The organism is Spirosoma oryzae (genome assembly GCF_003002825.1).
GTDB classification, from domain to species: Bacteria; Bacteroidota; Bacteroidia; order Cytophagales; family Spirosomataceae; genus Spirosoma; species Spirosoma oryzae.
On sequence record NZ_PVTE01000004.1, the window covers coordinates 152913 to 178150 of the forward strand.

General features: G+C 53.6%; 22 protein-coding genes. 13 read left to right on the forward strand and 9 right to left on the reverse strand.

Features of this window, described 5'->3' with window-relative positions:
* Positions 1-23: 23 nt before the first annotated feature.
* Positions 24-1400: a M16 family metallopeptidase gene (locus tag CLV58_RS05915; RefSeq protein WP_106136863.1), complete on the reverse strand. Its 1377-nt coding sequence runs from the start codon at positions 1398-1400 to the stop codon at positions 24-26.
* Positions 1401-1506: 106 nt separating this feature from the next.
* Positions 1507-2847: a M16 family metallopeptidase gene (locus tag CLV58_RS05920; protein ID WP_106136864.1), complete on the reverse strand. Its 1341-nt coding sequence runs from the start codon at positions 2845-2847 to the stop codon at positions 1507-1509.
* A gap of 112 nt (positions 2848-2959) precedes the next feature.
* Here CLV58_RS05920 and CLV58_RS05925 point away from each other — a divergent pair, with 112 nt between their 5' ends.
* Positions 2960-3748, forward strand: a complete 789-nt coding sequence (locus CLV58_RS05925; protein ID WP_106136865.1) for an SDR family oxidoreductase — start codon at positions 2960-2962, stop codon at positions 3746-3748.
* 195 nt (positions 3749-3943) lie between these two features.
* Here CLV58_RS05925 and CLV58_RS05930 read toward each other — a convergent pair whose 3' ends face one another.
* Positions 3944-4549: a DUF1684 domain-containing protein gene (locus CLV58_RS05930; RefSeq protein WP_106136866.1), complete on the reverse strand. Its 606-nt coding sequence runs from the start codon at positions 4547-4549 to the stop codon at positions 3944-3946.
* Positions 4550-4645: 96 nt separating this feature from the next.
* Here CLV58_RS05930 and trxA point away from each other — a divergent pair, with 96 nt between their 5' ends.
* A complete protein-coding gene (trxA, locus tag CLV58_RS05935; protein ID WP_106136867.1) occupies positions 4646-4957 on the forward strand; it encodes a thioredoxin in 312 nt (103 codons plus the stop codon).
* Positions 4958-5158: 201 nt separating this feature from the next.
* Positions 5159-6499 carry a D-arabinono-1,4-lactone oxidase gene (locus CLV58_RS05940; protein ID WP_106137003.1) on the forward strand — a complete coding sequence of 447 codons (1341 nt, stop codon included), beginning with the start codon at positions 5159-5161 and terminating at the stop codon, positions 6497-6499.
* A gap of 172 nt (positions 6500-6671) precedes the next feature.
* Here the strand turns inward: CLV58_RS05940 and CLV58_RS28280 are convergent, their stop codons facing one another.
* From CLV58_RS28280 to CLV58_RS05960, 5 genes are all read right to left on the reverse strand, one after another.
* Complete coding sequence (locus CLV58_RS28280) at positions 6672-6830, reverse strand: hypothetical protein (RefSeq protein ID WP_170108652.1); 159 nt, start codon at positions 6828-6830, stop codon at positions 6672-6674.
* Between the two features lie 93 nt (positions 6831-6923).
* Positions 6924-7763 carry an endonuclease/exonuclease/phosphatase family protein gene (locus CLV58_RS05945; protein WP_106137004.1) on the reverse strand — a complete coding sequence of 280 codons (840 nt, stop codon included), beginning with the start codon at positions 7761-7763 and terminating at the stop codon, positions 6924-6926.
* Between the two features lie 111 nt (positions 7764-7874).
* Positions 7875-8861 carry a transglutaminase-like domain-containing protein gene (locus CLV58_RS05950; protein ID WP_106136868.1) on the reverse strand — a complete coding sequence of 329 codons (987 nt, stop codon included), beginning with the start codon at positions 8859-8861 and terminating at the stop codon, positions 7875-7877.
* Between the two features lie 61 nt (positions 8862-8922).
* The gene (locus tag CLV58_RS05955; protein WP_106136869.1) at positions 8923-9324 is read right to left on the reverse strand and encodes a hypothetical protein; all 402 of its coding nucleotides are present in this window, start codon (positions 9322-9324) and stop codon (positions 8923-8925) included.
* 33 nt (positions 9325-9357) lie between these two features.
* The gene (locus CLV58_RS05960; RefSeq protein WP_170108653.1) at positions 9358-12087 is read right to left on the reverse strand and encodes an ATP-binding protein; all 2730 of its coding nucleotides are present in this window, start codon (positions 12085-12087) and stop codon (positions 9358-9360) included.
* Between the two features lie 418 nt (positions 12088-12505).
* On the opposite strand from CLV58_RS05960, the gene CLV58_RS05965 reads away from it, so the two are divergent.
* The 3 genes from CLV58_RS05965 (at position 12506) to CLV58_RS05975 (ending at position 15015) form a co-directional block, all read left to right on the forward strand.
* The gene (locus CLV58_RS05965; RefSeq protein ID WP_106136871.1) at positions 12506-12844 is read left to right on the forward strand and encodes a hypothetical protein; all 339 of its coding nucleotides are present in this window, start codon (positions 12506-12508) and stop codon (positions 12842-12844) included.
* 168 nt (positions 12845-13012) lie between these two features.
* Entirely contained in the window at positions 13013-14035 is a 1023-nt protein-coding gene (locus CLV58_RS05970) for a DNA cytosine methyltransferase (protein WP_106136872.1), read from the forward strand.
* On the forward strand, positions 14032-15015 hold the full coding sequence (locus tag CLV58_RS05975; RefSeq protein WP_106136873.1) for a BsuBI/PstI family type II restriction endonuclease: 984 nt from the start codon (positions 14032-14034) through the stop codon (positions 15013-15015). Before CLV58_RS05970 ends, CLV58_RS05975 begins: the two co-directional genes overlap by 4 nt.
* A 288-nt stretch (positions 15016-15303) precedes the next feature.
* Here CLV58_RS05975 and CLV58_RS05980 read toward each other — a convergent pair whose 3' ends face one another.
* Positions 15304-17784, reverse strand: a complete 2481-nt coding sequence (locus tag CLV58_RS05980; RefSeq protein ID WP_106136874.1) for a ribonucleoside-diphosphate reductase subunit alpha — start codon at positions 17782-17784, stop codon at positions 15304-15306.
* A gap of 540 nt (positions 17785-18324) precedes the next feature.
* On the opposite strand from CLV58_RS05980, the gene CLV58_RS05985 reads away from it, so the two are divergent.
* The 7 genes from CLV58_RS05985 (at position 18325) to CLV58_RS06015 (ending at position 25216) form a co-directional block, all read left to right on the forward strand.
* Positions 18325-18567: a type B 50S ribosomal protein L31 gene (locus tag CLV58_RS05985; protein ID WP_106136875.1), complete on the forward strand. Its 243-nt coding sequence runs from the start codon at positions 18325-18327 to the stop codon at positions 18565-18567.
* An 87-nt stretch (positions 18568-18654) separates the two neighbouring features.
* The gene (locus CLV58_RS05990) at positions 18655-18894 is read left to right on the forward strand and encodes a hypothetical protein (protein WP_106136876.1); all 240 of its coding nucleotides are present in this window, start codon (positions 18655-18657) and stop codon (positions 18892-18894) included.
* Entirely contained in the window at positions 18891-19316 is a 426-nt protein-coding gene (locus CLV58_RS05995) for a type II toxin-antitoxin system VapC family toxin (protein WP_106136877.1), read from the forward strand. The genes CLV58_RS05990 and CLV58_RS05995 overlap by 4 nt, the downstream gene beginning before the upstream one ends.
* Before the next feature lie 72 nt (positions 19317-19388).
* Entirely contained in the window at positions 19389-20132 is a 744-nt protein-coding gene (locus CLV58_RS06000; RefSeq protein ID WP_106136878.1) for an acyl-[acyl-carrier-protein] thioesterase, read from the forward strand.
* 166 nt (positions 20133-20298) lie between these two features.
* Positions 20299-21198 carry a DUF1338 domain-containing protein gene (locus CLV58_RS06005; RefSeq protein ID WP_106136879.1) on the forward strand — a complete coding sequence of 300 codons (900 nt, stop codon included), beginning with the start codon at positions 20299-20301 and terminating at the stop codon, positions 21196-21198.
* 72 nt (positions 21199-21270) lie between these two features.
* The gene (locus CLV58_RS06010) at positions 21271-22107 is read left to right on the forward strand and encodes a sugar phosphate isomerase/epimerase family protein (RefSeq protein ID WP_106136880.1); all 837 of its coding nucleotides are present in this window, start codon (positions 21271-21273) and stop codon (positions 22105-22107) included.
* Positions 22108-22264: 157 nt separating this feature from the next.
* On the forward strand, positions 22265-25216 hold the full coding sequence (locus tag CLV58_RS06015) for a glycosyltransferase family 117 protein (protein ID WP_106136881.1): 2952 nt from the start codon (positions 22265-22267) through the stop codon (positions 25214-25216).
* The last annotated feature ends 22 nt before the right edge of the window (positions 25217-25238 follow it).

A 25238-nucleotide genomic window follows, 5' to 3' on the forward strand; every position in this document is an offset into this window, starting at 1 on the left:
ACCGGACAGTCACAAAAGATGACTTAGAAACCTTCCGCCTTGATTTCTTTCTCCGTAACGGTCCCGTACTTTTTGACCTTATCCCGAATGTCGGCGGCTTTACCAATGAGCACGAACTGTAGATTTTTGGCAGGGAAGTACGTGTCGATGATCTGACGCGTCCGGGCCACGGTCAATCCGTCGACGTTCTTCTGAAAATTGTTGATAAACGATTCGTCGTAGCCCATGCTGAACATATCCGTCAGCAGATTAGCCAGCGCCGACGCCGATTCGTAGCGGGGCGGAAAATCAGCTTTGACGTAGTTCTTGGCCGATGCCAGCGTCTTCTCATCGATACCGGTGCGATGCAGACTGTCGAGTACATGCACGGCCAGGTCGATGGCGGGGATCGTGCTGCTGTTCTTGGTAAACGTCGACACCACGAACGTACCACTGTTCCGGTACGTCGCAAACCGGCTGCTGGCCCCGTAAGTCAGGCCCGAGTTTACCCGCAGCGCATCGTTGAGCCACGACGTGAATCGCCCGCCCAGAATCGTGTTGACCACCGTGACAGGGATAAAATCGGGGTTACTCTGCTTGATCCCTTTTCCGCCGATAACGAACGTGGTTTCGCGGGCGTCGTCTTTGTTGACCAGCAGCACGCGCGGACTGGTAAAGCTCAGCGTCGGCTCGCCCAACCGGGGTGCCGTTGCCTTCGCCGTTTTCCAGTTGCTGAACAGGTCGGTTACGCGCTTCTTCATCGCAGCCGTGTTGAAATCACCCACGATAGCGATAGCAGCCCGGTCGGTGGTGTAATTTTTCTGGTAGAACTGCCGCACGTCGTTCGCCGAAATCGCCGATACCGATGCAGGCGTGCCCGAAATCGGGTTGGCATACGGATTATCCCCGTAAACGAACCGGCCGAAATACGCGCCAATGACCGACCGGGGGCTTTCCTTCTGCTGCGTCAGCTGAAGCAACAGCCGCTGTTTATACTTGTCGAACTCAGTCTGGTTGAAGGTCGGTTTGGTCAGCACGTCCTGGATAATGTCGAACAGCAGATCCTGATCTTTGACCGCAAACGAAGCCGTCAGTTTGGCCACCTCCTTGCCGCCATACGTTTCGATGCTGGCACCGACGTATTCCGTTTTGGCTTCCAGCTGCTCTTTGGTATAGCGCGAACTGCCAAACAGCAGGGCGTCGGCGGTCATATTAGCCAGCCCGTAGCGCGTACCGTCCTCAACCGCCCCGGCATCGAATACCGTCGACACGTTGATAAGTGGTACTTCGTGCTGCTCCATCAGGTAGACGGTCAGCCCGTTTTTGAGGGTGAATTTTTGAAAGGGCGGCACCTTAAACGTTTGTGCCTGCGCCAATCCTGCGATCAGCAGGGTAGTAACGAGTATGAGAAATTTCTTCATGTTGATCGATAGATGAATTAAACACAGAGACAACAGAGAATTTCACAGAGCCCACAAAGGCACTCTGTTTTCTCCGTGAAATCTCCGCTCCTCTGTGTTTAACTACTCAATTCGCGCCGGCAACTTTTTTCGTTTCCGGTAACAGATAACCCACGGTGCGGTTGCGCATGGTGAGGTACGTTTTGGCAACGCGCTGCACGTCTTCTTTGGTTACTTTTTCGTAGAGCGACGGTGCTTCGTACAGCTTTTTGTAATCACCGAAATACAGTTCATAGGTACCCAACGAGTTGGCTTTGCCGTTGATGGTTTCCATCGTGTGGTAGAACTCCATCAGCTTCTGATTCTTCAGCTTCTGTAGTTCGACGTCGGTAATGCCGCTTGTGACGATCTTTTCGATCTGATGCTCGACCGCGCGTTCGAGCTGCTCCGCCGACACATTGCTGGCGGCAATTGCATAGATGCTGAACAGCGTGGGATCGAGCGCAATTTCCATGTTCGACGATACACGCGACGCAATCGTGGAATCGAGTACCAGCGATTTGATCAGCCGCGAGGAATTACCCGAACTCAGTACGCCACTCAACAGATCGAGCGCGTAATAGTCGGGGTGACTGGTCGCAGGGACGTGATAGGCCAGCATGACGTTGGGCGTGGCGATGTCTTTGTAGGTCGTTACGCGCCGTTCGCCGTTCTGCGGGGGTTCGACCGTACGCAGGCTGTCGGGTAGTTTCTGCGCCGGAATCGGTTCGATATATTGTTTAGCCAGCTTCTCGACCTGCGCCGGTGTCACGTCGCCGACGATCACCGCCACCGCGTTATTGGGCGAGTAGTAGGTTTTGAAATACCGTTCCAGATCGGCCTGCGTCCAGCGTTTGATGTCCGACTCGAACCCGATAACCGGAAACATGTACGGGTGCTCGGTAAAAGCCGTCGACTGCACGAGTTCGCCCAGTAGTCGGTAATTCGAGTTTTCCAGCCCCGTACTCCGCTCCGACAGCACAACCCCGCGCTCACTCTCGACCATTTTCGGATCGATCGCCAGGTCACGGATGCGGTCGGCTTCGAGGTCGAAGATCGTTTCCAGCGCCCCGCTTTGAAACCAGTCGGTATAGACCGTGTTGTTTTCGGTGGTGTAGGCATTGTTCGAGCCGCCGTTGGCCTCCATCACCCGGTCGAACTGCTTGGGGCCGTATTTTTTGGCACCGTTGAACATCATGTGTTCGAAGAAGTGCGATAGGCCGGTGATGCCATGCACTTCATTACGCGAGCCGACTTTCCAGAAGGTGTAGAAGTTGGCGTTGGGAATCGAATGGTCTTCCAGGACCATGAACTTCATGCCGTTTTTCAGCGTGAAGGTGTGTACGTCTTCCGGTTTGGGTTTGTTCTGCGCCAGCAGGGCCCCCGCCGACAGGCAGAGCCCGACCAGCAGCCCGGTGGGTTTTATCATAGCTTATGCTGTTAATGAACCTTGTAAGCTACGAACAGTGCGGTGAAACGCCAATTCTCTTTTTTATTTGGTCGAAACAGGATACTGAGCGGTAAAACCGTGTTGACTTATCATGAACCCAATTCCATCTACCCAACCGTCACTCTGGTCGTTGAGCGGCCAGCGCGCTCTCGTTACGGGAGGCACCAAAGGTATCGGCGAAGCAATCGTCCGGCAATTTCTCGATCTGGGCGCATCCGTATTCATCGTCGCCCGCGACAACGAGCTGCTTCAGCGTCAGCTCGCTGCGTACCGCCAGCAGGGTCATACCGTCGACGGATTATCTGTCGACCTGGGGAAGCCCGATGCGGCCCGGCATATCATCGACGCCGTAACCACTGCCTGGAACGGACTGGATATTCTGGTCAATAACACCGGCACTAATGTTCGCAAGCCCACTGTCGATTACAGCGCTGCCGAATACGAACACATCCTGACCACCAACTTGCGGTCGGCTTATGAACTCTGTCAGGCGGCTTATCCGCTACTGAAAGCATCGGGCAACGGGCGCATCGTGATGGTTTCGTCGGTATCGGCGCTGACGCATACGAGCAGTGGATCGCTCTACGGCATGAGCAAAGCCGCCATGCTACAACTCACCCGCAACCTGTCTGTCGAGTGGGCTGCCGACGGTATCCGGGTCAACGCGGTAGCGCCCTGGTACATCAACACCCCCCTGGCGCAACCCGTCCTGACCAATCCCGATAAGCTGGCGGGCATCCTGAGTCGTACACCGATGAAGCGAGTCGGGGAAGCCGTTGAGGTCGCGTCGGCCGTATCGTTTCTAAGCATGCCGGCTTCGTCGTACATCACCGGCCATACGCTTTCCGTCGACGGGGGTATGCTGGCGTGGGGATATTAGGGTGGTATACGGTTTTCGGTTTACGGTATTCAGTTTACGGCGTATCAAATCTGTTCCAGCCAGTGTCCTTGCTGGCTGAGCCAGTAGGATTAGTTACGGCCACACTAAGACCATTGAACCCCATGAAGGCAAACCTTTATTCACTGCAAGCCGACCAGCGAAAACTGTAAACCGTGAACTGAATACCGTATACCGTCAATGCTCGTACGCCTTCTCCCCCACTTCGATGGCGACTGGCAGGATGTTGCCTTTAGGTGGGATAGGGCATGAATAACCGTCGGCGTAGGCGCAATAGGGGTTGTAGGCTTTATTGAAATCGAGCGTCAGGCGACCGTCTTTAATCTCGCCCAGCCGTAGGTCGAGGTAACGGCCACCGCCGTACGTTTCCTTGCCCGATGTCGCGTCTTTGAAAGGGAGAAACAGGTAGTCGCGGTATTCGGGCATCCGTTGCAGATTGAGGCTGCGGTAGATGGTCAGCTGTTGTGGCTGACCATGTAGCGTAAACGATACCGTAGCATAGGCGACGTACGGCTGCTTTTTACCGCTGTAGGTCGGCATGTCGAACGGCTCGGCCTTTTCGATGCGCGCAACCTCCGCCACGACCCGATACGTAGAATCCGGGACGTAGAACGTAAGCTTGTCGACTGCTTCCTGCGACTGGAGCGGGCTGCTGGTCGACGTCAGAAATTCCTTCCGATAGGTATCGCGGTGCCGGGCAATCTGATCGGCGAACGAAGTCTGTGCGCTGACCGAACCCGCCCACCACAGGCAACCGATCGTGAGAAGAAGGCGTGTATACATGGGTGTATGGCGTACTGACCGACCCGGCTCGAACCGTTGTCAGCTCTACATTGTTTTATACAAAGAACCACCATTGGTTTGTAAACACAAGCACCTATGAGCCAGCCAACCGAATCATTCAGCGATATTATCAAAGGCGATAAACCCGTACTGGTCGATTTTTACGCCGACTGGTGTGGTCCCTGCAAGCAGCAGGCCCCTATCCTGAAACAACTCACCGACCGCGCCGGCGATAAAGTGCGCGTCGTGAAAATAAACGTCGACAAGGCGCAGAAAGCCGCCAACCAATACCAGATTCGCAGTATTCCGACCATGATTATGTTTAAAGGCGGCAAGATCGTCTGGCGTCAGTCGGGTGTTCAGCCACTGCAAACGCTGGAAGGCCTGGTCAAACAATTTGCGGGTTAATCTTATGGTCGCCGGCTACAAAAGCTCAGTGGTGTCAGGTCCCCGACCTGACACACTTGCGTCAGTCAAATACTTCATCTAGGAATGTGTCAGGTCGGGGACCTGATACCACTGAGTCAAACACAGTATAGCGTACGGCAGACAGGCTTTTCAGGTCAGGCGGGTAAGCAGTTGACTTACCACCCCTTAACCTACGGCCGTATGCAAAAACGTACCTTTCTCAAACTATCGTCGGCGATGCTTGCCACTCCCCTTCTCAAACCGTTCGAGGGTCTCGTACCCGGTGAAAAATTCAAAAACTGGGCGGGCAATCTGACATACAGCACCGACAAACTAGTCGAATGTCAATCGGTTGCCAACGTACAGGAACTGGTCAAGAAATATCCGAAGCTGAAAGTGCTGGGTACGCGTCATTGCTTCAACACCATTGCCGACAGCACCGATCAGTTTCTGTCGCTGATGCCGATGGATGAGGTTGTTTCGCTGGACACTACCGCCAAAACCGTTACCGTCGACGGCAGCATGAAGTATGGGCAGCTGGCACCGTACCTCGACGACAAAGGTTTTGCCCTTCATAACCTCGCATCATTGCCGCACATTTCAGTAGCCGGGGCCATTGGCACCGCGACGCACGGGTCGGGCATGAAAAATGGGAACCTGTCGACGGCGGTACGGGGACTGGAGTTGATTGACGCCAATGGCGAGAAACACACACTCTCCGCCGATCGTGATGGCGATGCGTTCCGGGCCGCCGTCGTGCACCTGGGTGCGCTGGGTGTCGTGACGCGCGTCACGCTGGCCGTACAGCCGACGTTTACCATGCGTCAGAACGTGTACGAGAACCTGCCACTGGCGCAGTTGAAAGACCATTTCGACGCGATTATGAGCAGCGGCTACAGCGTCAGTCTCTTCACCAACTGGCTCGACGATAAAGTAAGCGAAGTGTGGGTCAAGAGCCGGTCCGACGAAGCGCCCCCCAAAACGGACTTCTACGGCGCAACACCAGCCACGAAAAACCTGCATCCGATCGTGGGTATTTCGGCCGAAAACTGCACCGATCAGCTTGGCGTTGCCGGGCCGTGGTACGAGCGAATGCCGCACTTCAAAATGGGTTTCACGCCCAGTAGTGGGAAAGAGCTACAGTCGGAGTATTTCGTCCCCCGCAAGCATGCCGTCGACGCTATTCTGGCGGTCGAACGATTGAAAAAGCGGATAAATCCGCACCTGCTCATCTCCGAAATCCGCGCTATCGACGGCGACGACCTGTGGATGAGTCCGTGCTACAAACAACCCAGCGTAGCGATTCACTTTACGTGGAAACCGGAGTGGCCCGCTGTCAAGCAATTGCTGCCCGTTATCGAGCAGGAGTTGGCACCGTTTCAGGCCCGGCCGCACTGGGGTAAACTCTTCACGATGGCCCCGTCACGGCTTGAGTCGCTCTACGAAAAGATGCCCGCCTTCCGGCAGCTAGCCACGCAATACGATCCGAAGGGCAAGTTCCGCAACGCTTTTTTGAATACGAATCTATTCGGCACTGTGTAGCCCAGACCTCTTGGTCTGGTGACCGTCAGGCCAATTGGTTCAGCAGGAAGTTCTCTTGGCCTAACGGCCTCCAGACCGGGAGGTCTGGGCTACACAGCAAAGCGCCCCTCTCCCGTTTTGGGAGAGGGGCGGTCCGACGGGTCGGTTGGGGTGAGGGTATTTTGCACGAACTTTACTTCGACTGCGCCAGCCCCAAATTTTTCGGATTCGCCAGGGCCGTTACGTCGCTGATTTTTCCATTGCCCGTTGCTCCCCTCCGGTACGCGCGATTCTTTCGACGTCGTTTTCCGTGACTGTCAAGCAACGTCTGATCGTAGGCGACATACGCCATATTTCCTTTCCGACGAATGGCATAAAGCGGTCATTACCAGCTATTGTTTGCTGGTAATGACTGAGTTAGTACAGGAGAAAACCAAGCAAGGCTTTACTGAATAACCGCGTCGACCACCACGGGCAGGTGATCGGATGGGAAGCGCTGGTCGAGCCGGTCGGTCAAGGCAGCATACGACAACACCTTGACGCCTTTGCTGACGAACACGTAATCGATCCGGTCTTTAAGCGGGGCATCCGACTTAAAGCCACTGAATGTACCGACCGGGCCGTAGGGTGGCTCGGCCGTCACCTGATACGCATCCTGCAACAGCGTTTGAATGGTTTTAACCTGCTCGGTATCGGGCGTTGAGTTAAGGTCGCCAACGAATACGACGGGTGAATTTTTGGCGATTGCCTTTATCTGCTCGACCATAAGCCGACCCGACTGCCGCCGGGCTTCGACGCCCTGGTGATCGAAGTGGGCACTGAAGAAGTAGAATTCCTTCTTCGTCTCTTTGTCGCGAAGTTTAGCCCAGGTACAGATACGGTTGCAGCAGGTAGCATCCCAGCCTTTGCCGGGCTTATCGGGGGTTTCGCTCAGCCAGAAATCGCCCGTATCGAGCAGGGTGAAGCGGTCTTTGCGGTAGAAGATGGCCGAATGTTCGCCCGCTTCCTTGCCGTCGTCGCGTCCTTTCCCGACGAATGCCCAGCCCGGTAGTTGCGCGATGTCTGTCAGTTGACCCCGTAACCCTTCCTGCGTACCGAACAGGTCGATTTTGTGGTAACGAATCAGATTCTTAACCATCTCGCTTCGGTTTGGCCAGGCGTTTTCGCCGTCGCTGGGGGTATTGTACCGAAGGTTGTAGGAAGCGATTCGCATAGAGCCAGCCGGCGATTGAGCCGACGTCTGTTGGGCCAGCAGCAGCGCCAGCAGCCAGAAGAAAACACGCATAGTGGTAGGGTTGAGTAACGTACCGGCTTTGTGCAGGTAGCCCAAAAGTAAGGTAACCCCCGTAAACCTCCGGCAGACGACTAACCCATACCCACCAATTTCACAGAAAGATTACAACTGGCGATACGTGAACACGCTCTGCACGCCCGCCAGCGGCTGCCCCGCCACTTCGGCGTAGGGGTATACAAAAAAGTTGAGCGGCTCAGCCTGACCAGCATACAGACGCAGGTCGCGACCGACGCTGAATTCGATGCGATTCTCGTCGTGCGTACCAAAGAAGTAATCGCGTTTGGCCGGGTTCTTGGCCGCTTCCGACGCGTCGATCGGTACCCAGCCAACGCCGTTCAGGTAACACTCCGCCCAGCAGTGATAGCCGCTGATCTGCCCTTCCGGCCGATCGGTGGGCAACGACACGCCGATGGCGAAGCGGGCCGGAATGTTCACGGCCCGGCAATAGCCTATAAAGATGGCGTGGAAGTCCGTACAGTTACCACGCCGGGCGTCGCAGGCGTAGTAGATGTCGCCCCGCCCCCAGCCCGTCCCCGACTTGTCGTAGTGAACGGTACTGATAACGTGGTTGTAGATGGCCCGCGCCTTCGCTAGGTCGGTTCGGGCGTTGGCCTTCGTTACGACCTCATTGGCCCACTGCTTAACTTTTCCGTCGATGGGAACGAGCCGGTCGGGTTGCAGCCATTGCCTGCGTTCGGCATTGCTGATCGGCTGGTGGCCGGGCTGTGGCGTCGTTGGTTGACTATGTTCCAGCCGCCGTGCCGTAAACCGAACCGTCACCATGCCACCGGTATCTGCCTTTGCCGAAACACGCACGTGCAGCATCCGATTGCCGTACGCACCTGTATCGATGCGATACGGAGCTGGTGAACTGATCGTCAGATCGGTAATGCGCTGAAACGGACTATCGTGCGGAATCGGTAACCAAAGATCGGTCGGCACCTGCTTCGACGGAATCAACGCCTTGTAGGTGAATACCACCGTCCGTTCACGCGGAGCGACAGCCGGGCGCAGGGCCAGCAGGCTACTGAGTAGGCAACAGAAGGTCAGTACCGAAATGGTATGCCGGGCAACGCGAAACAACTGCATGCATGGTAAACCACCAGTTGGCCGTAATCCGTTCAGTTTCGGAACACCCGGACGGTAACCGCTAGACTTTGCTTTCGGGATATAGCTTTTTGTGCTGCGCCAGCAGAATGCTGTATTGTTGGGGCGTCAGAATCGTTTTGTACGCCAGCAGTTTACCCGTTTCGACGTCGACGGCCAGCCCGCGCAGCTTCTTCTGGTTCATCCCCGACGCTTTGAGCTTTCGAACGCCTTCGTTGAACTTGACCGTTGCGTCGGTAATGATTTGTCGGGCTTTGGGTACCTGCTGTTCAGTCAGACTCAGTCGTTTGGTGTCGGCTTTTATCACCGATTTGATCACCATGCCCACTGTCGCGCCGTTGTTGAGCAGCACGAATTTTTGTTTTTCTACCGCCGGGTCCGGCGTTTGGGCAAAGGGGAGACTAGCTGTCAGCAGCAGGATAAACAGGGTCGATAAGAAACGCATAGGAGTTGAGTGTTGTCTACCAAACCTACGATTTTATTCGTTTGCTGCGTGCGCCCGTTTCGCCTGAAGGCTGGTGTCAATAACGACCAACTCGGCGTCAAGCATAGCAACATACTCCTCGACAAGCGTACGAACGGCTGACACATCGCTGCCCGCCAGCAGTAAGGTTTCCAGCCGCAGATTCTGTTCGACAACCCTGGTCAGGCCGAGCGTCTGAATGGGTCCCTTCTGCGCGTGCAGAATTCCTTTTATGGTCTTTGTATCCTGTTGTTGCAACGCCTGCCGAATCTGGTCAAGCTCGCCGGGCGTCTGGACCAGATACAGGTCAAGCAGTTCGAAGGCAAACGTCAGGTCGTCGTCAAGTATGTGTACGAGTTGGTCGAAAGAGAAATCGGTTGACTGCATAGTAACGATTGGAGCGGGGGGCGCTGGTATTGCCGTCGGGACAGCCAGCATCGGACTGGGTGCATACTTGCGAATAACCCGCTGTAGTTCGTTAATCTGAAACGGTTTTGGCATAAAATCGTTCATGCCTGCCTGCAAACAGCGCTCCCGCTCACTGGCCAGGGCATGGGCGGTCATCGCAATAATCGGCACTTTACTGCGTAGGGTCTGCCGGATGTGCTGTGTCGTTGTATAGCCATCCATGACCGGCATCTGAATATCCATCAACACCAGATCGAACGACTGCTTCCGCAGTATGTCGATTGCCTGCTGCCCGTTTTCGGCAACCGTTCCGACATGGCCGAGCCGCTTCAGTACCTGCAACGCCAGCTTCTGATTCATCAGGTTATCTTCCGCAATCAGAATGGACAGCGGCTGATTGTCAGCTTCCGGTGCGCTCTCCGCCCAGTTGCTGACCGAAGCCTGTTGATCATCTGTTTTCTGGTACGGAATTTCCAGCGTAAAGCATGATCCCTCGCCTAGTTTGCTGGTAACGTTTATCCAGCCGCCCTGCATTTCGACCAGCGACCGAACGATGTTTAGTCCAAGCCCCGTACCACCGTAATAGCGCGTCGTAAAATCGCTGGCCTGCCGAAAACGTTCAAAGATGTACGGCAGCGCGTCGCTGTCCATGCCGATACCGGTGTCCTGCACAATCATACGCACCCGTACATTTTCTTCGGTTTCGCTGTTCAGCAGAATCCGTACAGTCACGCTTCCCTTCTTGGTAAACTTGATGGCGTTGCTCAACAGGTTCAGCAATACTTGCGTTAGCCGGGTTGGATCGCCCTGCACGACAGCAGGCAAGTCGGGGTCGGTTTCAACGATCAGTTGTAACTCTTTTTCAGCCGCAATCGGGCTCATCATCGTCCGCAATGAATCGACCAGCGCCGTCAGGCTAAACGGAATCGACTCCAGCGACAGCATACCCGCTTCGATTTTGGAAATGTCGAGGATATCGTTGACAATCGTAAGCAGGTTACGACCCGCCGACCGGATAAAGCCGACCGCTTCCTGCTGTTCGGTGTTCAGCGGGGTTGTTTCCAGCATGGTCGAAAAGCCCAGAATCGCATTCAGTGGCGTCCGGATTTCGTGACTCATATTCGCCAGAAACTGCTTTTCGGTATGCCGTGCTTCGTTGATGATAAAGCCAAACCGGTACGAGAGCACCAGCGACTGAAAAAAGAAGAACGTCATGTAGCCCGTTGTCAGCAGTAGTCGGGGTGCCTCGATCAGCGTCAGGTAGTCGCCGAGAACCAGCGAGAAGACAATCATCAGCACCCCCGTACTCAGCAGGGAGTACGTCGCCCCCGGTCGCCGACGACGGGCGGCCAGCCAGTAGATGTAAGCCACGTAGCCGATGCATCCCACCGATAGCCACATGAAGTAAGCCATGAACCGGGTGAAAAACAACGGCGAGAATGCCAGCGTAGCCGTGAAGGCAAAGCACAGCCCCCAAACCAATCGGATAATCCAGGGATGAATATCTTTCGGGTAGAGCGCCTTCGTGTACAGCGCGAACGTAGCGATGGCCAGATACAGCGACCCGTATTCCAGTCGGCTCGTGATTGCCCACGGTATATTCGTGAACAATACGTGCAGCGCGTAGGTGTCGGCCCCGATAATCCGGTAGTTATACAGCAGGCAGAACAGCCCGAAATAAAGCATCGACCGATCGTACCGGTTGAAACTGAACAGGCCCAGGAAAAACAGACCGCTCATCAGCAGACAGCCCGTCAGCAGAATGTCGAGTGCCAGCGCGGTATAACGCTCCCCCCGAAGTCGATTGAGGTTCCCAATGCGGGGGGGCAAATTTGGTCCTCCTTTGTAGTGCTCGAAGTTGGCAATCTGGAGCAGCACCTGTAGTGTGTCAGCTTCCGGCAACAGGACGAGCTGCGTCGACCAGTAGGGCGTGGTGGTGCTGCGGGTAGTGCCGGGCTGTCCGTCTTCCGTGATTTCTTCGCCATTGACGAACAGCTGGTACGAGGTGTACTGGGCGGGTAATTCCAGTCCCATCCGTTCGCTATGCGGGGGCAACAGAATCGTCAGGGCGTAGGTCGCGTAGCCCTGACTGGGTACCGGCTTACCTTTCCACTGACTAGCCGACCATAATTTCGGAAACTGAATATACTCAAACGACGGCGCTGTCTGACCCGGCTTCAGAAGCTGGTGCCAGTACCATTTCCATTCACCGGTCAGGGCCGTTTTCTGTGCATCGACATCAACTTTCCGCAAATCGGCTATCCCCCGCCGGGCAACGGGTTTTACGCCAATCTGGGCCTGGCAGACACCGCATAAACACAAAAGAGCCAGCAGCAAACTACAGCTACTCGCTCGTTTTATCCGCCGACTGCCCTTTATTCCTGTTCTGCAAAGCCGTCGATACCCGTTTCTCATATGTTCAGTCGATCCACCTGACTGTCTTTGGCAGCCAGCTATGCAATCGGGTTATCGGCCACCACCTACGATTCACAAAAGTAACTATATGATCTTTTATATAACCACAATTAGGCCATATAAAATCGAGCAAATAATACTACTTACTTAATATATTCTTTTTTTTAATAATGACCATACTGAGTGTACATACCGTTTTGAGACGCAAGTGTACATACCACAGTTACATCAATATGTATACCAATCGGCAGACAAGGCTTATTTAGGTAGTAACTTCCGCCCCGTCGGCGTAGTCGCGCTCCGGCGCAAACCCGCAGGCAACCTTTTGCGTTGAGCCGCTATGAACACGCATTCACCCCACGAGCGATGGCTCACCGTATCGATACCGATTGGGGCATTTACCGCACGCCTGAACCAGTTGATGCAGACTACCGCCCGAACCGGCTCTTCCATGCACTCGCGTCTGTCACTGATTCATCAGACGGCGAAGCTGTACGCGACGGAAGCCGCACAGCAGGCCGGCGCACCAAACCCCGTTGTTAACATCGATGAACTGACCAACCCGCCCCTGCTCGATCTTCCCATCGATGAAGCCGACGAGCAGCAGGTGATCGTTCGATTCAGCTATCAGAGCGACAATAAAACAAACAAAACAAATGCGTGGGGAGGTACGATCTAACAAGGTAAACGCCGTTTTGAAATCCGGTTAGCAAAGCAGACACCTGATTTATCAGTACCTTGGCATCCAGCTTACCTGTGACGGAGAGTATATTTTTTTACAAGATTGGAGAATAGTATAGAATTGAAGCTGATCAGTTTTCGGTATTTTTGAGCTTATTGAAAGGATATGACCTACGTAAAGAATATTAACGAAACACTTAAACCTAATATCACGGAGCAAGCTGTTGTACTTGATTTATTTGCTGGTTGTGGTGGTCTGTCACTTGGCTTTGAGGCAGCCGGCTATAAAACAATCGGCTATGAAATGGATAAAGCCGCAGTAGAGACGTATAACCGTAATCTAAAAGGTAATTGTCATACAACGAAACTTGATATTGGCTTTGATTATCCCGACGCTCAAGTAGTTATTGGTGGCCCGCCCTGCCAGCCATTCAGCGTAGGTGGTCATCAAAAGGGTATAGATGATGCACGAGATGGTTTTCCTATTTTTATTGATGCCGTAAGACGATTAAACCCTAAAGTTTTCATGTTTGAAAATGTACGAGGGTTACTCTACGCTAATAAATGGTATTTTGAGCTAATTATTAACGAGTTGCGTAAGCTTGATTATATCATAGATTATAGGTTATTGAACGCTGTCAATTTTGGCGTTCCTCAAAATAGACAGCGATTATTTGTATTTGGCCATAGAGCCAAGTTTAAATTTCCTAAACCTGAATCATCAAAAGTTACGGTTGATGAAGCTATAGGTGACTATATGTATACCACACCACCGGGAAGCAAGTTCCTTAACGAGTCAATGGATCGGTATATAGCTAATTATGAGAAAGCATCTGCCTGCGCCAACCCCAGAGACTTATATCCTAATAGACCTGCGAGAACGTTAACATGCCGTAATCTTGCAGGAGCTACAGGGGATATGCAACGTGTTAAGCTTAAAGATGGACGACGAAGACGTTTGATACATCGTGAGGCTGCGAGACTACAAAGCTTTCCAGACTGGTTTGAATTTGAAGGAAATGAAACGCAAAAATTCAATCAAATTGGTAATGCTGTCCCTCCCCTCTTAGCTTATAAGCTTGCTCTATCGTTAAAAGAATGTTTTAATACAGAAGAGGTATACTCGCCCGGAGAAATAGTCAGAAGCGAGTTACTTCCCAACAATGTATTAACGTTGTTTCCTATATGAAAAAGTATATCTCTAGGAGTACAAAATCCACTGCCGTTCAGGATATAATAAATGAAGCACTCGACATACTCGAGAATGTTGGGGTTCCCGTCAATACCAAGAGCGAGCGTGGTTTAGAGAAGATGGCCGAAGCATTTCTAGCAGTAGCAAATGTTACGCACGACTGGACGACTGCTTCCGATGATACGCATTTACAAACCCGGCAAATTATTACATTCATCAACAAACATTTCGAAGAAAGCATATCGCATGGCTCGTACGATAATATACGTAGAAAAGATCTAAAATTATTAGTGGTTGCAGAGCTTATCGTAAACAGTGGTGATAAATCGAGCGCTCCCACTAACGACCCAACGCGAGGGTATGCGCTGCATACAGATTTTAAAAATCTAGTAGTTCAGTACAAAACTGAAAACTGGATAGATGCTTTATTGGATTTTAATAGTAAAAAACCCTCACTTGCTGAATTACTCGAACGAAAGAGAAACATAGAGAAGATACCTGTAACTCTACCAGATGGCAAGCCACTCACGCTTTCTCTGGGCGAGCACAACGTACTACAAAAAGCTGTTATCGAACAGTTTTTACCACGCTTCGGTAGTGATTGCTGCGTGCTTTATATTGGTGACACATCTAACAAAATGCTTCACATTGAAAAGGCTGAGTTAAATAAGTTAAATTTCTTTGAACTATCGCACGATGAATTGCCAGACATAATAGCATATAGCACGAAGAATAATTGGTTGTACTTGATCGAAGCCGTGCACAGTTCAGGTCCTATGTCTGAAACTAGGGTTTACGAACTTAGAAAGCTCCTGAAAAACTGCAAGGCCGAGCTAATTTTCGTGACCGCATTCCTGACAAAAGCGGATTTCCGGAAGTGGGTCACCAACATTGCCTGGGAAACAGAAGTCTGGATTGCAGACAGTCCAGACCATCTAATTCACTTCAATGGACACAAGTTCCTAGGAGCTTATTAATTTCAATATCAGAATTTTCCATAAACGATGTGAGTAAATATCCCTATGTTGCCATTTGTAAATGGAAGCGACGTACCGACCGTTTCCTCAAAAGAATGAAGTATGTCTCTGTTTTTTATCGAGATTTAATCAGTCAGTCGACGGGTACTCATTCGTCTAAGAATTCGATAGTCTAATTCATCATATCCGCCCATTCATCAACCCTCCCGCAGCTGACGACCATAGCTTATACCAAAAACGGGTTCCGCACTAGTACGGAACCCGTTTTTTATTGGCATACAAACGCGACTAGCTACCGCACATCTCGCAACCTTCAGGGTCGTCGAGGGAGCAGGTCATGGCTGCGTATTGCTGCTCGAGGTCGGTAACCATCGGAACGGGCATGGGCTGGGCGTTGGTCGCGTGCTCCTTGGCATACTGCACGTAGTCGAGCGGTTTTTCGACAGTAGCGGCTTCGGTCATAACCGGCTCCAGTTGTGGCTCGGCCTGCGGCTGTACCACGGTGAACTTCACGGCATCGGCAGCGGCCTTCGTACGCAGGTAGTACATACCCGTTTTCAGGCCGGCTTTCCACGCGTAGAAGTGCATCGACGTCAACTTGCCGAAGTTCGAATCCTGAATGTGAATGTTCAGCGACTGCGACTGACAGATGTACGCACCCCGGTCGGCCGCCATGTCGATCACGTGCTTCTGTTTGATCTCCCAGACCGTTTTGTAGAGGTCTTTGATGTTCTGCGGAATACCCGGAATCGCCTGAACAGAGCCGTTGGCCAGAATCAGGTTGTTCTTCATCGTATCGTTCCACAGACCCAGCTTCACCAGATCGCGCAGCAGGTGCTTGTTCACGACAACAAACTCGCCCGACAGTACGCGACGGGTGTAGATATTACTCGTGTACGGCTCGAAACATTCGTTGTTACCCAGAATCTGCGAGGTCGACGCGGTCGGCATGGGGGCCAGCAGCAGCGAGTTGCGCACACCGTGCTCGACAACGTCTTTACGCAGGCTTTCCCAGTCCCAGCGGCTCGACTTGGGCTTGATGCCCCACATATCAAACTGGAAAATACCCTGCGAAATGGGCGACCCTTTCCAGGTTTCGTAGGGGCCTTCCTCCTTCGCCTGCTCCATCGACGCCGTCATGGCACCGAAATAGATCGTCTCGAAAATGTCTTCGTTCAACCGGCGTGCTTCGTCCGACTCAAACGGCATCCGCAGCATGATGAACGCATCGGCTAGCCCCTGCACACCCAGTCCGATCGGCCGGTGACGCATGTTGCTCCGCCGTGCCTCTTCGACCGGGTAATAGTTCAGGTCGATGATTTTGTTGAGGTTACGCGTGGCAACCTTCGTGATCTCGTAGAGTTTCTGATGATCGAATCGCAACACACCGTCGGTACCGCGCGCGATGAACTTGGGCAACGCAATCGAAGCCAGGTTACAAACGGCAACTTCATCGGCAGCCGTGTATTCGATGATCTCCGTGCAGAGGTTCGACGATTTGATGACGCCGAGGTTCTTCTGGTTCGACTTCTTGTTGGCTGCGTCTTTGTACAGCATGTACGGCGTACCGGTCTCGGTCTGCGATTCCAGAATCTTGAACCATAGCTCCTGCGCCTTCACCGTCCGGCGGGCACGACCTTCGCGCTCATAGCGGGTATACAGGGCTTCGAACTCGTCGCCGTAGCAATCAGCCAGGCCGGGGCACTCGTGGGGACAGAACAGCGACCAGACATCGTTATCCTCTACACGTTTCATGAACAGATCGGGCGTCCAGAGCGCGTAGAACAGGTCGCGGGCGCGGGCTTCTTCCTTACCCGAGTTCTTTTTCAGATCGAGGAAGTCGAAAATATCCGCGTGCCAGGGCTCCAGATAAATGGCGAACGAGCCTTTCCGCTTACCACCGCCCTGATCGACGTAGCGAGCTGTATCGTTGAATACGCGCAGCATCGGCACAATCCCGTTCGACGTACCGTTGGTGCCTTTGATGTAGGTACCCGTCGCCCGGACGTTGTGGATGCTCAGACCGATGCCACCCGCCGACTGCGAGATTTTAGCCGTCTGCTTCAGCGTGTCGTAGATACCGTCGATGCTGTCGTCTTTCATCGTCAGCAGGAAGCAGCTCGACATCTGTGGCTTGGGCGTACCGGCGTTGAATAGCGTCGGCGTTGCATGTGTAAACCACTTTTCCGACAGCAGATTGTAGGTTTCGATCGCTGCGTCGATATCACCCATGTGAATACCCACAGCGACGCGCATCAGCATGTGCTGGGGCCGCTCGGCGATGCGCCCGTCGATTTTCAGCAGGTACGACTTTTCCAGCGTTTTGTAGCCGAAATAATCGTAGCCGTAATCGCGGTCGTAAATGATCGTCGAATCGAGCAGGCCCGCATGCTGCCGCACCACGTCGTACACTTCTTTCGAGATCAGCGACGCGTTTTCACCGGTCTTGGGATCTTCGTAGAGGTACAGTTTTTTGATCGTTCCCGAGAATGATTTGTTGGTCTCCTTGTGCAGGTTGGAGATCGCAATCCGGGCAGCCAGAATAGCGTAGTCAGGATGCCGGGTGGTCATCGAAGCGGCCGTTTCGGCAGCCAGATTGTCAAGCTCCGTCGTTTTTACGCCGTCGTACAGGCCGCTCACGACCTTCATGGCAACATCGACGGGCTGGACGTAAGCAGGGTCGAGGCCGTAGCAGAGTTTTTCAATCCGGGCGGTGATCTTATCGAATTTGACCGATTCCCGATGACCGTCTCGTTTGACTACAAACATGAGCGATTGGGGTTAAAGCGTTGATTTTGAAAAGGTAACTAGTATACTCGATACGTATTGATTACGATTATGGCAGTGGTTCAGGCAGTGACAATGTCCGCCGACCACGTGTTAAAGTTGCCTTCAATTGGACGAAAAACCAAGGCAGTCAGTTCGGCTGAAATGCCTTATCTGGAAAAGATCCAATCTGAAAAATGCGTTACCAAATTGTTAAGCCGTAATTCTTAGCGACTTACAATTCTGTGGGGAAGGGTAAAAAAATCGAATTAAAAAGCGGAGTGCAACTGAAGCCGCCAATCAGGTTACGGAGGGGGCTGCCTGTACAGACAACGGGAGTAAGTTGCGAAAAGACAGGTTCAGCAGCAAGCCATTTTACCACCTTTTGTCGGCAAAATTAGGTAACGGTTCTACCATACGCGGCTGATTATCAACCCACCAAACAACTGCAAAAAGAGCTTGCCCGTACCAGTTCGATCCGTTATCTTTGCAGTCCTTTTCGGTCGGAAACCGAGAAGATGACAAGAAACTGATACTGAGATTATGAAAAAGGGCATTCACCCGGAGTACCGCGATGTGGTATTCCACGACCTGTCGAGCGACTACAAGTTCCTGACACGTTCGACTGTTCAAACCCGCGACACGATTGAGTTCGAAGGTAATACTTACCCACTCGTTAAGCTGGAAGTTAGCTCGCAGTCGCACCCGTTCTACACCGGTAAGAACGTACTGCTCGACACGGCTGGTCGCGTTGACAAGTTCCGTAAGCGTTACGGCACCAAATAAGACGCTTCCTACAAAGCATCACACACCCCCGGGACGGCGAGCGTCTCGGGGGTGTTTTTTTGTATCTTTGGCCAAACCACAAACGCTATGCTGGTAACTGTTGAAGGTGTCTATCAGGACGGGCAGATTCGTCTGGACGACACCGTGTCGGTTCAGAACGATACAAAAGTCATCGTTACGTTTCTAAACGAGAAACGCGCAGCGCAGCCTGCGCCGAAGCGGCTGACGCTCGACGATTTTTCATTCAAGCAAACCCGCGAATTGCTGAAGGACTACAAAGGGTCATTCAGCGACGCTGTTATTGACGAGCGCAGAGAAGCATTATGACTGTGTTTCTGGATACTTCTTCGCTTTTCAAGCTGTACTTTCAGGAAGAAGGTTCAGCGGAGATCGATGCCTTTTTTGCTGAAAATAGCATCAATACTGTGCTTATTTCTTCAATAACAGTTATTGAATTTCGGTCGATAGTATGGCGTAAAGTCAGGATGAAGGAAGTCAGCTCGGCTGACGCACAGGAAATTATTCGCGTATTCACGCATGACCTTTCTCTGTATTCAATTATCGCTATTGACGATACGCTATTACAACTAGCCAGTCAGCTAATCGATAAACACGGGCTGAATGGCTTACGAAGTCTCGACGCGCTGCAACTGGCGTCAGCGGTGACTGCTCGGGATCAGGTGACGTTGTACAAAACAGCAGATCGGTTGCTAAACGATTTGTTCAAAGCCGAAGGGCTACCCGTTTAGAGCATCTTCTCATTACGTGCGCCGTGTCAGTCAGATACGGCGTTTTTTTGTGCGCTCCCGTACCTTTGTTGCATGACCTTTATCCAGACGGATACCTTTTTACTGCGTGGTTACGACTGCGATGCGACAGGACGGCTCAGCATCCCGGCCCTGATGAACATGATGCAGGAATCGGCTAACCGCAACGCGCTCGATTACGGCATCGGCATTGCCGACCTGGCGACACACGGCGTGGGCTGGATGCTGATGCGGTTCCGGCTTCGCATGCATCAGTACCCGACATACGGACAGACGATCCGGGTTGTAACGTATCCAACGAGCGTGGAGAAGTACTTTATCTACCGCGACTTTCAGGTGCTGGCCGACGATGGTACGTTACTGGCCGATGCGTCGAGTACGTGGCTGGTTTTCTCGATCGAGTCCCGCACGATGATTCCGCTGCCCGGTTTTATTCGGGCGCTACACGTTCCTCCTTCGATTCAGCCGCTACCCAAACTAACCAGCAAGCCCGACTTCCTGACGCACGCATTGCCTTACACCACAGCCGGGCAGGTTGAAGTCGGCTGGTTCAGCATCGATCAGAATCAGCACGTCAATAACGTAGCCTACGTGCAATGGCTACTCGAAAAGGTCGGCGACGACTGGCTACGGACACGGGAAATTGCCGAAATTGATTTAGTTTACCGGTCAGAAAGTCACTGGCACGACCGGCTTCAGCTAAGCCATGCCACCGAAACAACCGATCAGTTGCTACATCGTATCGAGCAGGCGGAGACGGGAAAAGAAGTCCTGCTGGCGCGCAGTGCGTGGCGATAAGAACGGTTTACGGTACACGGTTTACGATGGTGCTTCCCGTTTCAGCTACCAACAGAAAGGCTTTTTTGTCATCCCGACGGAGGAGGGATGACAAAAGCGACTACCCAACAATCGCTTAAGCACAACCGTATACCGTAAACTAAAAACCGAAAACTGTATACCGCCCATGAACGCTACCCTCGACACCGTACTGGCTGGTTTGATGCGTCAATACAGCGAACGCGTTCCCGACGTGCAACGCATCATCAGCGCCATGATCGATGAAGGTATCATCACGTCGCCGGACGACATCGAGAACGACCACATTGCGTTCCGTACGATGGGCGTTCCGCACCTCGGCCTGGCATCGTTCGAGAAAATTTTCCTGCACTACGGCTACGAGAAGCGGGACCCCTACAATTTCGCCGAAAAGAAGCTGTCGGCTTACTGGTACGCGCCCCCCGCCGACGGCCGTAACCTCCCCCGCATCTTCGCCAGTGAACTACGCGTACAGGAGCTGTCGGAGCAGGCACAGCATATTATTCATCGCTACACCGACGCGGTGACGAGCGACCCGGTCGATGCGCTCGATCTGGACGATGCTGCGGCTGTCGATCAGTTTCTGCATCAGTCGCTCTGGGCGCTGCCGACGCTGGCCGATTACCAGACGCTGCTGGCCGAAAGTGAATATGCCGCCTGGGTAATTTACAACCGGTACTACCTCAACCACTTCACGATCAGCGTACATAACCTGAAACCGGGATACAACACCATCGACGCCTTCGTGCAATTCCTCGAAGCGCGTGGTCTGCGGCTTAACTCAGCGGGGGGGGTCATCAAGGTCAGTCCCGACGGGGGATTGCGGCAGGCGTCGACGGTAGCGCAGATGACCGACGCCGTCTTTGCCGGGGGCGACACCGCCCGGATTGCCGGCTCCTACGTCGAATTTGCGGAACGGCGGGTGCTACCCCAGTTTGCCGACCTACCCGCCGATCAGATTGGTCGGGCGCAGCGACGCGATGGGTTCGAAGCCGCCAACGCCGACAAAATCTTCGAAAGTACCTTCACGACCCAGATCAACCGGTAGAAGCGCATCGGTTTCCGGTTTATACTTGTTTTAACAACCCTGTGCTGGCTATACTATCCCCAATTGCTATCGATGAAATACCTATATAGTCTTCTTCTGCTAGGCGGGCTGACCACAGGTCAGGCATTGGCCCAGAAAGCGGCTCCGGTTGGCTTACAACTGTATAGCTTCCGCGATGCGTTTGCCAAGGATGTACCAGGCACGATGGCTAAAGTCAGGCAGATGGGTTTTCGGGAGATCGAGACGGCGGGAACATATGGCCTGTCGTTGTCAGCCTACCGACAGTTGCTCGACCAGAACGGGTTGAAGGCCATAAGCACGGGTGCCGATTTCGAAGATTTGGCCACCAATATGCCCAAAGTGATTGCCGAAGCCAAAGCCGTTGGCGCGAAATACGTCGTCTGTACCTGGATACCCCATTACGGCGATCGCTTCACGCCCTTCGACGCGGAAAAAGCCGTCGACGTATTCAATACCGCCGGGAGCATACTCGCCGACAACGGGCTGACCTTCTGCTACCACACGCACGGCTACGAATTTCAGACCTACAAAGACGGTACCTTCTTCGATTACATGGCCGACAACCTCAACCCTAAATTCGTCAACTTTGAGATGGACGTGTTCTGGGTCAAAGAACCCGGTTACGATCCGGTGGCGCTGCTGCAAAAATACCCGAAGCGCTTTCTGCTCATGCACCTGAAAGACCGGAAGCCCGGCACGCCCGACAGCAACACCGGCCATGCCGACGTAGAATCGAACGTAATACTGGGGCAGGGCGACGTGGGGATTGCTGCAATTATGAAGCAGGCCCGCAAACTGGGTGTCAAACACTTCTTCATCGAAGACGAATCGTCGCGAGCGCTGCAACAGGTCCCCGCCAGCGTAGCCTACCTGGAAAGTCTGCGGTAAGTAAACGGCCGTTGCACGACGCATCCATTTTAACAATAATTAACTGACCTACAGCACGTTGCTTAACATTCTTTAACAAATCACAGGCGTACCCCGGTCCTGGGCCACTGTAGTTTTGAATCGTCTTAACACAACGATAGCGAAACACTTTACGTCCATGACCCGCTTCAAACGCCTTGACCGATTAGCCGGCTGGCTCGTCTTTGCCATTGCGCTGACTACCTACAGCCTGACCGTAGAACCAACCGCCAGTTTCTGGGACTGCGGGGAGTTTATAGCCTCCTCGTATAAGCTACAGGTCCCCCACCCGCCCGGTGCTCCGTTCTTCCTGCTGATCAGCCGGTTATTTTCCCTGCTTTCACTGGGCGACCTATCCCGCGTTGCGTACTGGGCCAATATGGTATCGGTGGTCGCCAGCGCATTTACGGTGCTCTTTCTGTGCTGGACGATTACACTGCTGGCCCGTAAAGTCATCGCCAAACCCGAATCGGCCTACAGCCGGGCTGACATGGGGCTGGTGATTGGAGCCGGTATGGTGGGGGCACTGGCCTATACCTTCTCCGACACGTTCTGGTTTTCGGCCGTTGAAGCCGAGGTTTACGGTATCTCGTCGTTCTTTACCGCCATCGTCGTGTGGGCAGCGCTGACCTGGGAACGTATCGACGAACCGGCGCTGGCCAACCGCTGGCTACTCCTCATCGCATACCTGACGGGCATTTCAATCGGAGTTCACCTGTTAAACCTGGTCACCTTGCCGGGACTGGCCCGGCTTTATTACGCCAAAACCTACCCACAGCCAACGCGCTGGGGCTGGATCAAGGCACTGGCCGCTGGCTTTCTGATACTGGGGCTGATCAATGCAGCGATTCCCGGCTTGCCAGCGTTGGCATTCATCGTCGATCGATGGGCAGTCAACGGACTGGGTTTACCCTTCAACGCGGGTATCTATCTGTTTTGCATCGGGTTGACCGGTGCGCTGGTCTACGGCATCTGCTGGTCGGCGGTCCGTCACCGCGCCGGAATGAACACAGCCCTGCTGGCGGTAGCCTTTCTGCTAATTGGTTACGGGTCGTATCTACAGGTGCTGGTTCGGGCCGGTTTCAATCCGCCGATTAATGAGAACGACCCGAGCAACGTTATCAATTTCAAAGCCTACCAGAGCCGGGAGCAATACGGTAGCCGGTCGCTGCTGTATGGCCCCGTCTTTACCGCCCGGCCAATCGAGCAGAAACGGGGCGCGCCGATGTGGAAGCGGCAGGGCAACAAATACGTCATCTACGATTACCAGCCCGAATACGTCTACGCACCGGGCGACCAGATGCTGTTTCCCCGGCTCTACAGCTATCAGCTCAACCACCCCGCGTTGTACCGGCAGATGCTGGGACTGACCGACGGGCAGCGACCGACCATGCGCGACAACCTGCGCTTTCTGTTTACATACCAGTTGGGGCATATGTGGGCGCGCTACGTGTTGTGGAACTTTGCGGGCCGCGACAGCGACGAGGACGATGCTGGTTTTCTGCTGCCCTGGTCGGCGACCGACTCACTACCCGAGCTGCTTCGACAGAATAAAGCCCACGACAACTTTTATATGCTGCCGCTGCTGCTGGTCATTGCGGGGGCCGTGTACCACTACCGGCGACAGCGGGCACACTGGCTGGCAACCGGGCTGTTATTCTTGCTAACCGGGATCGGCCTACAGGTGTTTCTGAATTCGCCCCCCTCCGAACCCCGCGAACGGGACTATATCTACGTGGGCTCGTTTTACTTCATGGCCATCTGGCTGGGGCTGGGCGTACTGGCGCTGGCCCAACAGATGCAACGCTGGGTACGACAGGAGCAGCTGCGGACGGTACTGGTAGCCGGTAGTTGCCTGCTGGTTCCGGTAATGATGGGTGTCAAAAGCTGGGATAATCATGACCGGTCAAACCGCTACCACTCGGTCGATTTTGCGAAGAATATGCTCAACAGTTGCGCCACCAATGCGATTCTGTTTACCGAAGGCGACAACGATACGTTCCCGCTGTGGTATGCGCAGGAGGTGGAAGGAGTCCGGCGCGACGTACGGGTGTGCAACCTCAGCCTGCTGGGCATGGATTGGTACATTCAGCAGATGAAGCGTAAAATCTACGAATCGGATGCCGTACCGATATCGCTGGCGTTCGACAACTTCATCAAGGGAAAGAACGACTACGTACCGTTCTATGAAATCGCCAGTGTGAAAGCGGGGATTGATCTGAAGCAGTACATCAATCTGGTCAAGTCGGACAATCCGGCCATTCAGGCCCCTTTGCTGGGTGGCGGCACAACCAGTATTCTGCCCTCCCAGGTGCTGTTTCTACCGATCGATAAAGCAGCCGTCGACAAGGCAGGTTTTGTACCGGCAGCGTTGAAGCCACTGATGAGCGACACCCTGCAATGGACACTAGGCAAGAAAGACCTATACAAACCGGAGTTGATTATGCTCGACATGATCGCCACCAACAACTGGCAGCGCCCGCTTTACTTCTCCAGCACCCTGACCGAAGCACACTACCTGAATCTGAAAGACCATATGCAGCTGGAGGGCTATGCGTACCGGCTGATGCCCGTAGCTGTACCCGGTGCGTCGGATGGGTATGTCGACAGTCAGCTCATGTACCGGAACATGAAAACGAAGATGGCCTGGCGGCAGCTCGATAACCCCGACGTGTATTACGACAGTACGTACAAGCGCACTCCGGCGGTGTCGGCCCGCATGGCGTTTCTGCGCCTGGCCGATCAGCTGGTACGGGAAGGCGACACGGGAAAAGCCCGAAACGTACTGCTGGATTCGCTACGGGTGTTGCCCGACAAGAGTATCCCCTACGACTATGTATCGTCGAGCTACGTACCGCTCTTACTGGCCGTCGATGAACAAAAACGGGCGCTGACCATTGCCGATACCATGGCTCGCCGGGCCGATCAGAACCTGACCTATGCCGAAAGTGGGGCGGGCCAGTTTAGTAATCCGCAACTGGATCTGTACGTACTCCATAATCTGGCGTCGGCTTACAGAGCCGCCAAGCAACCGGAAGCCGAACGCTACGAAGCACTGCTCCAGAAACACGCCGGGGCATTCGGTAAGTAAGCCATACAGTGCAGCCCTAAAC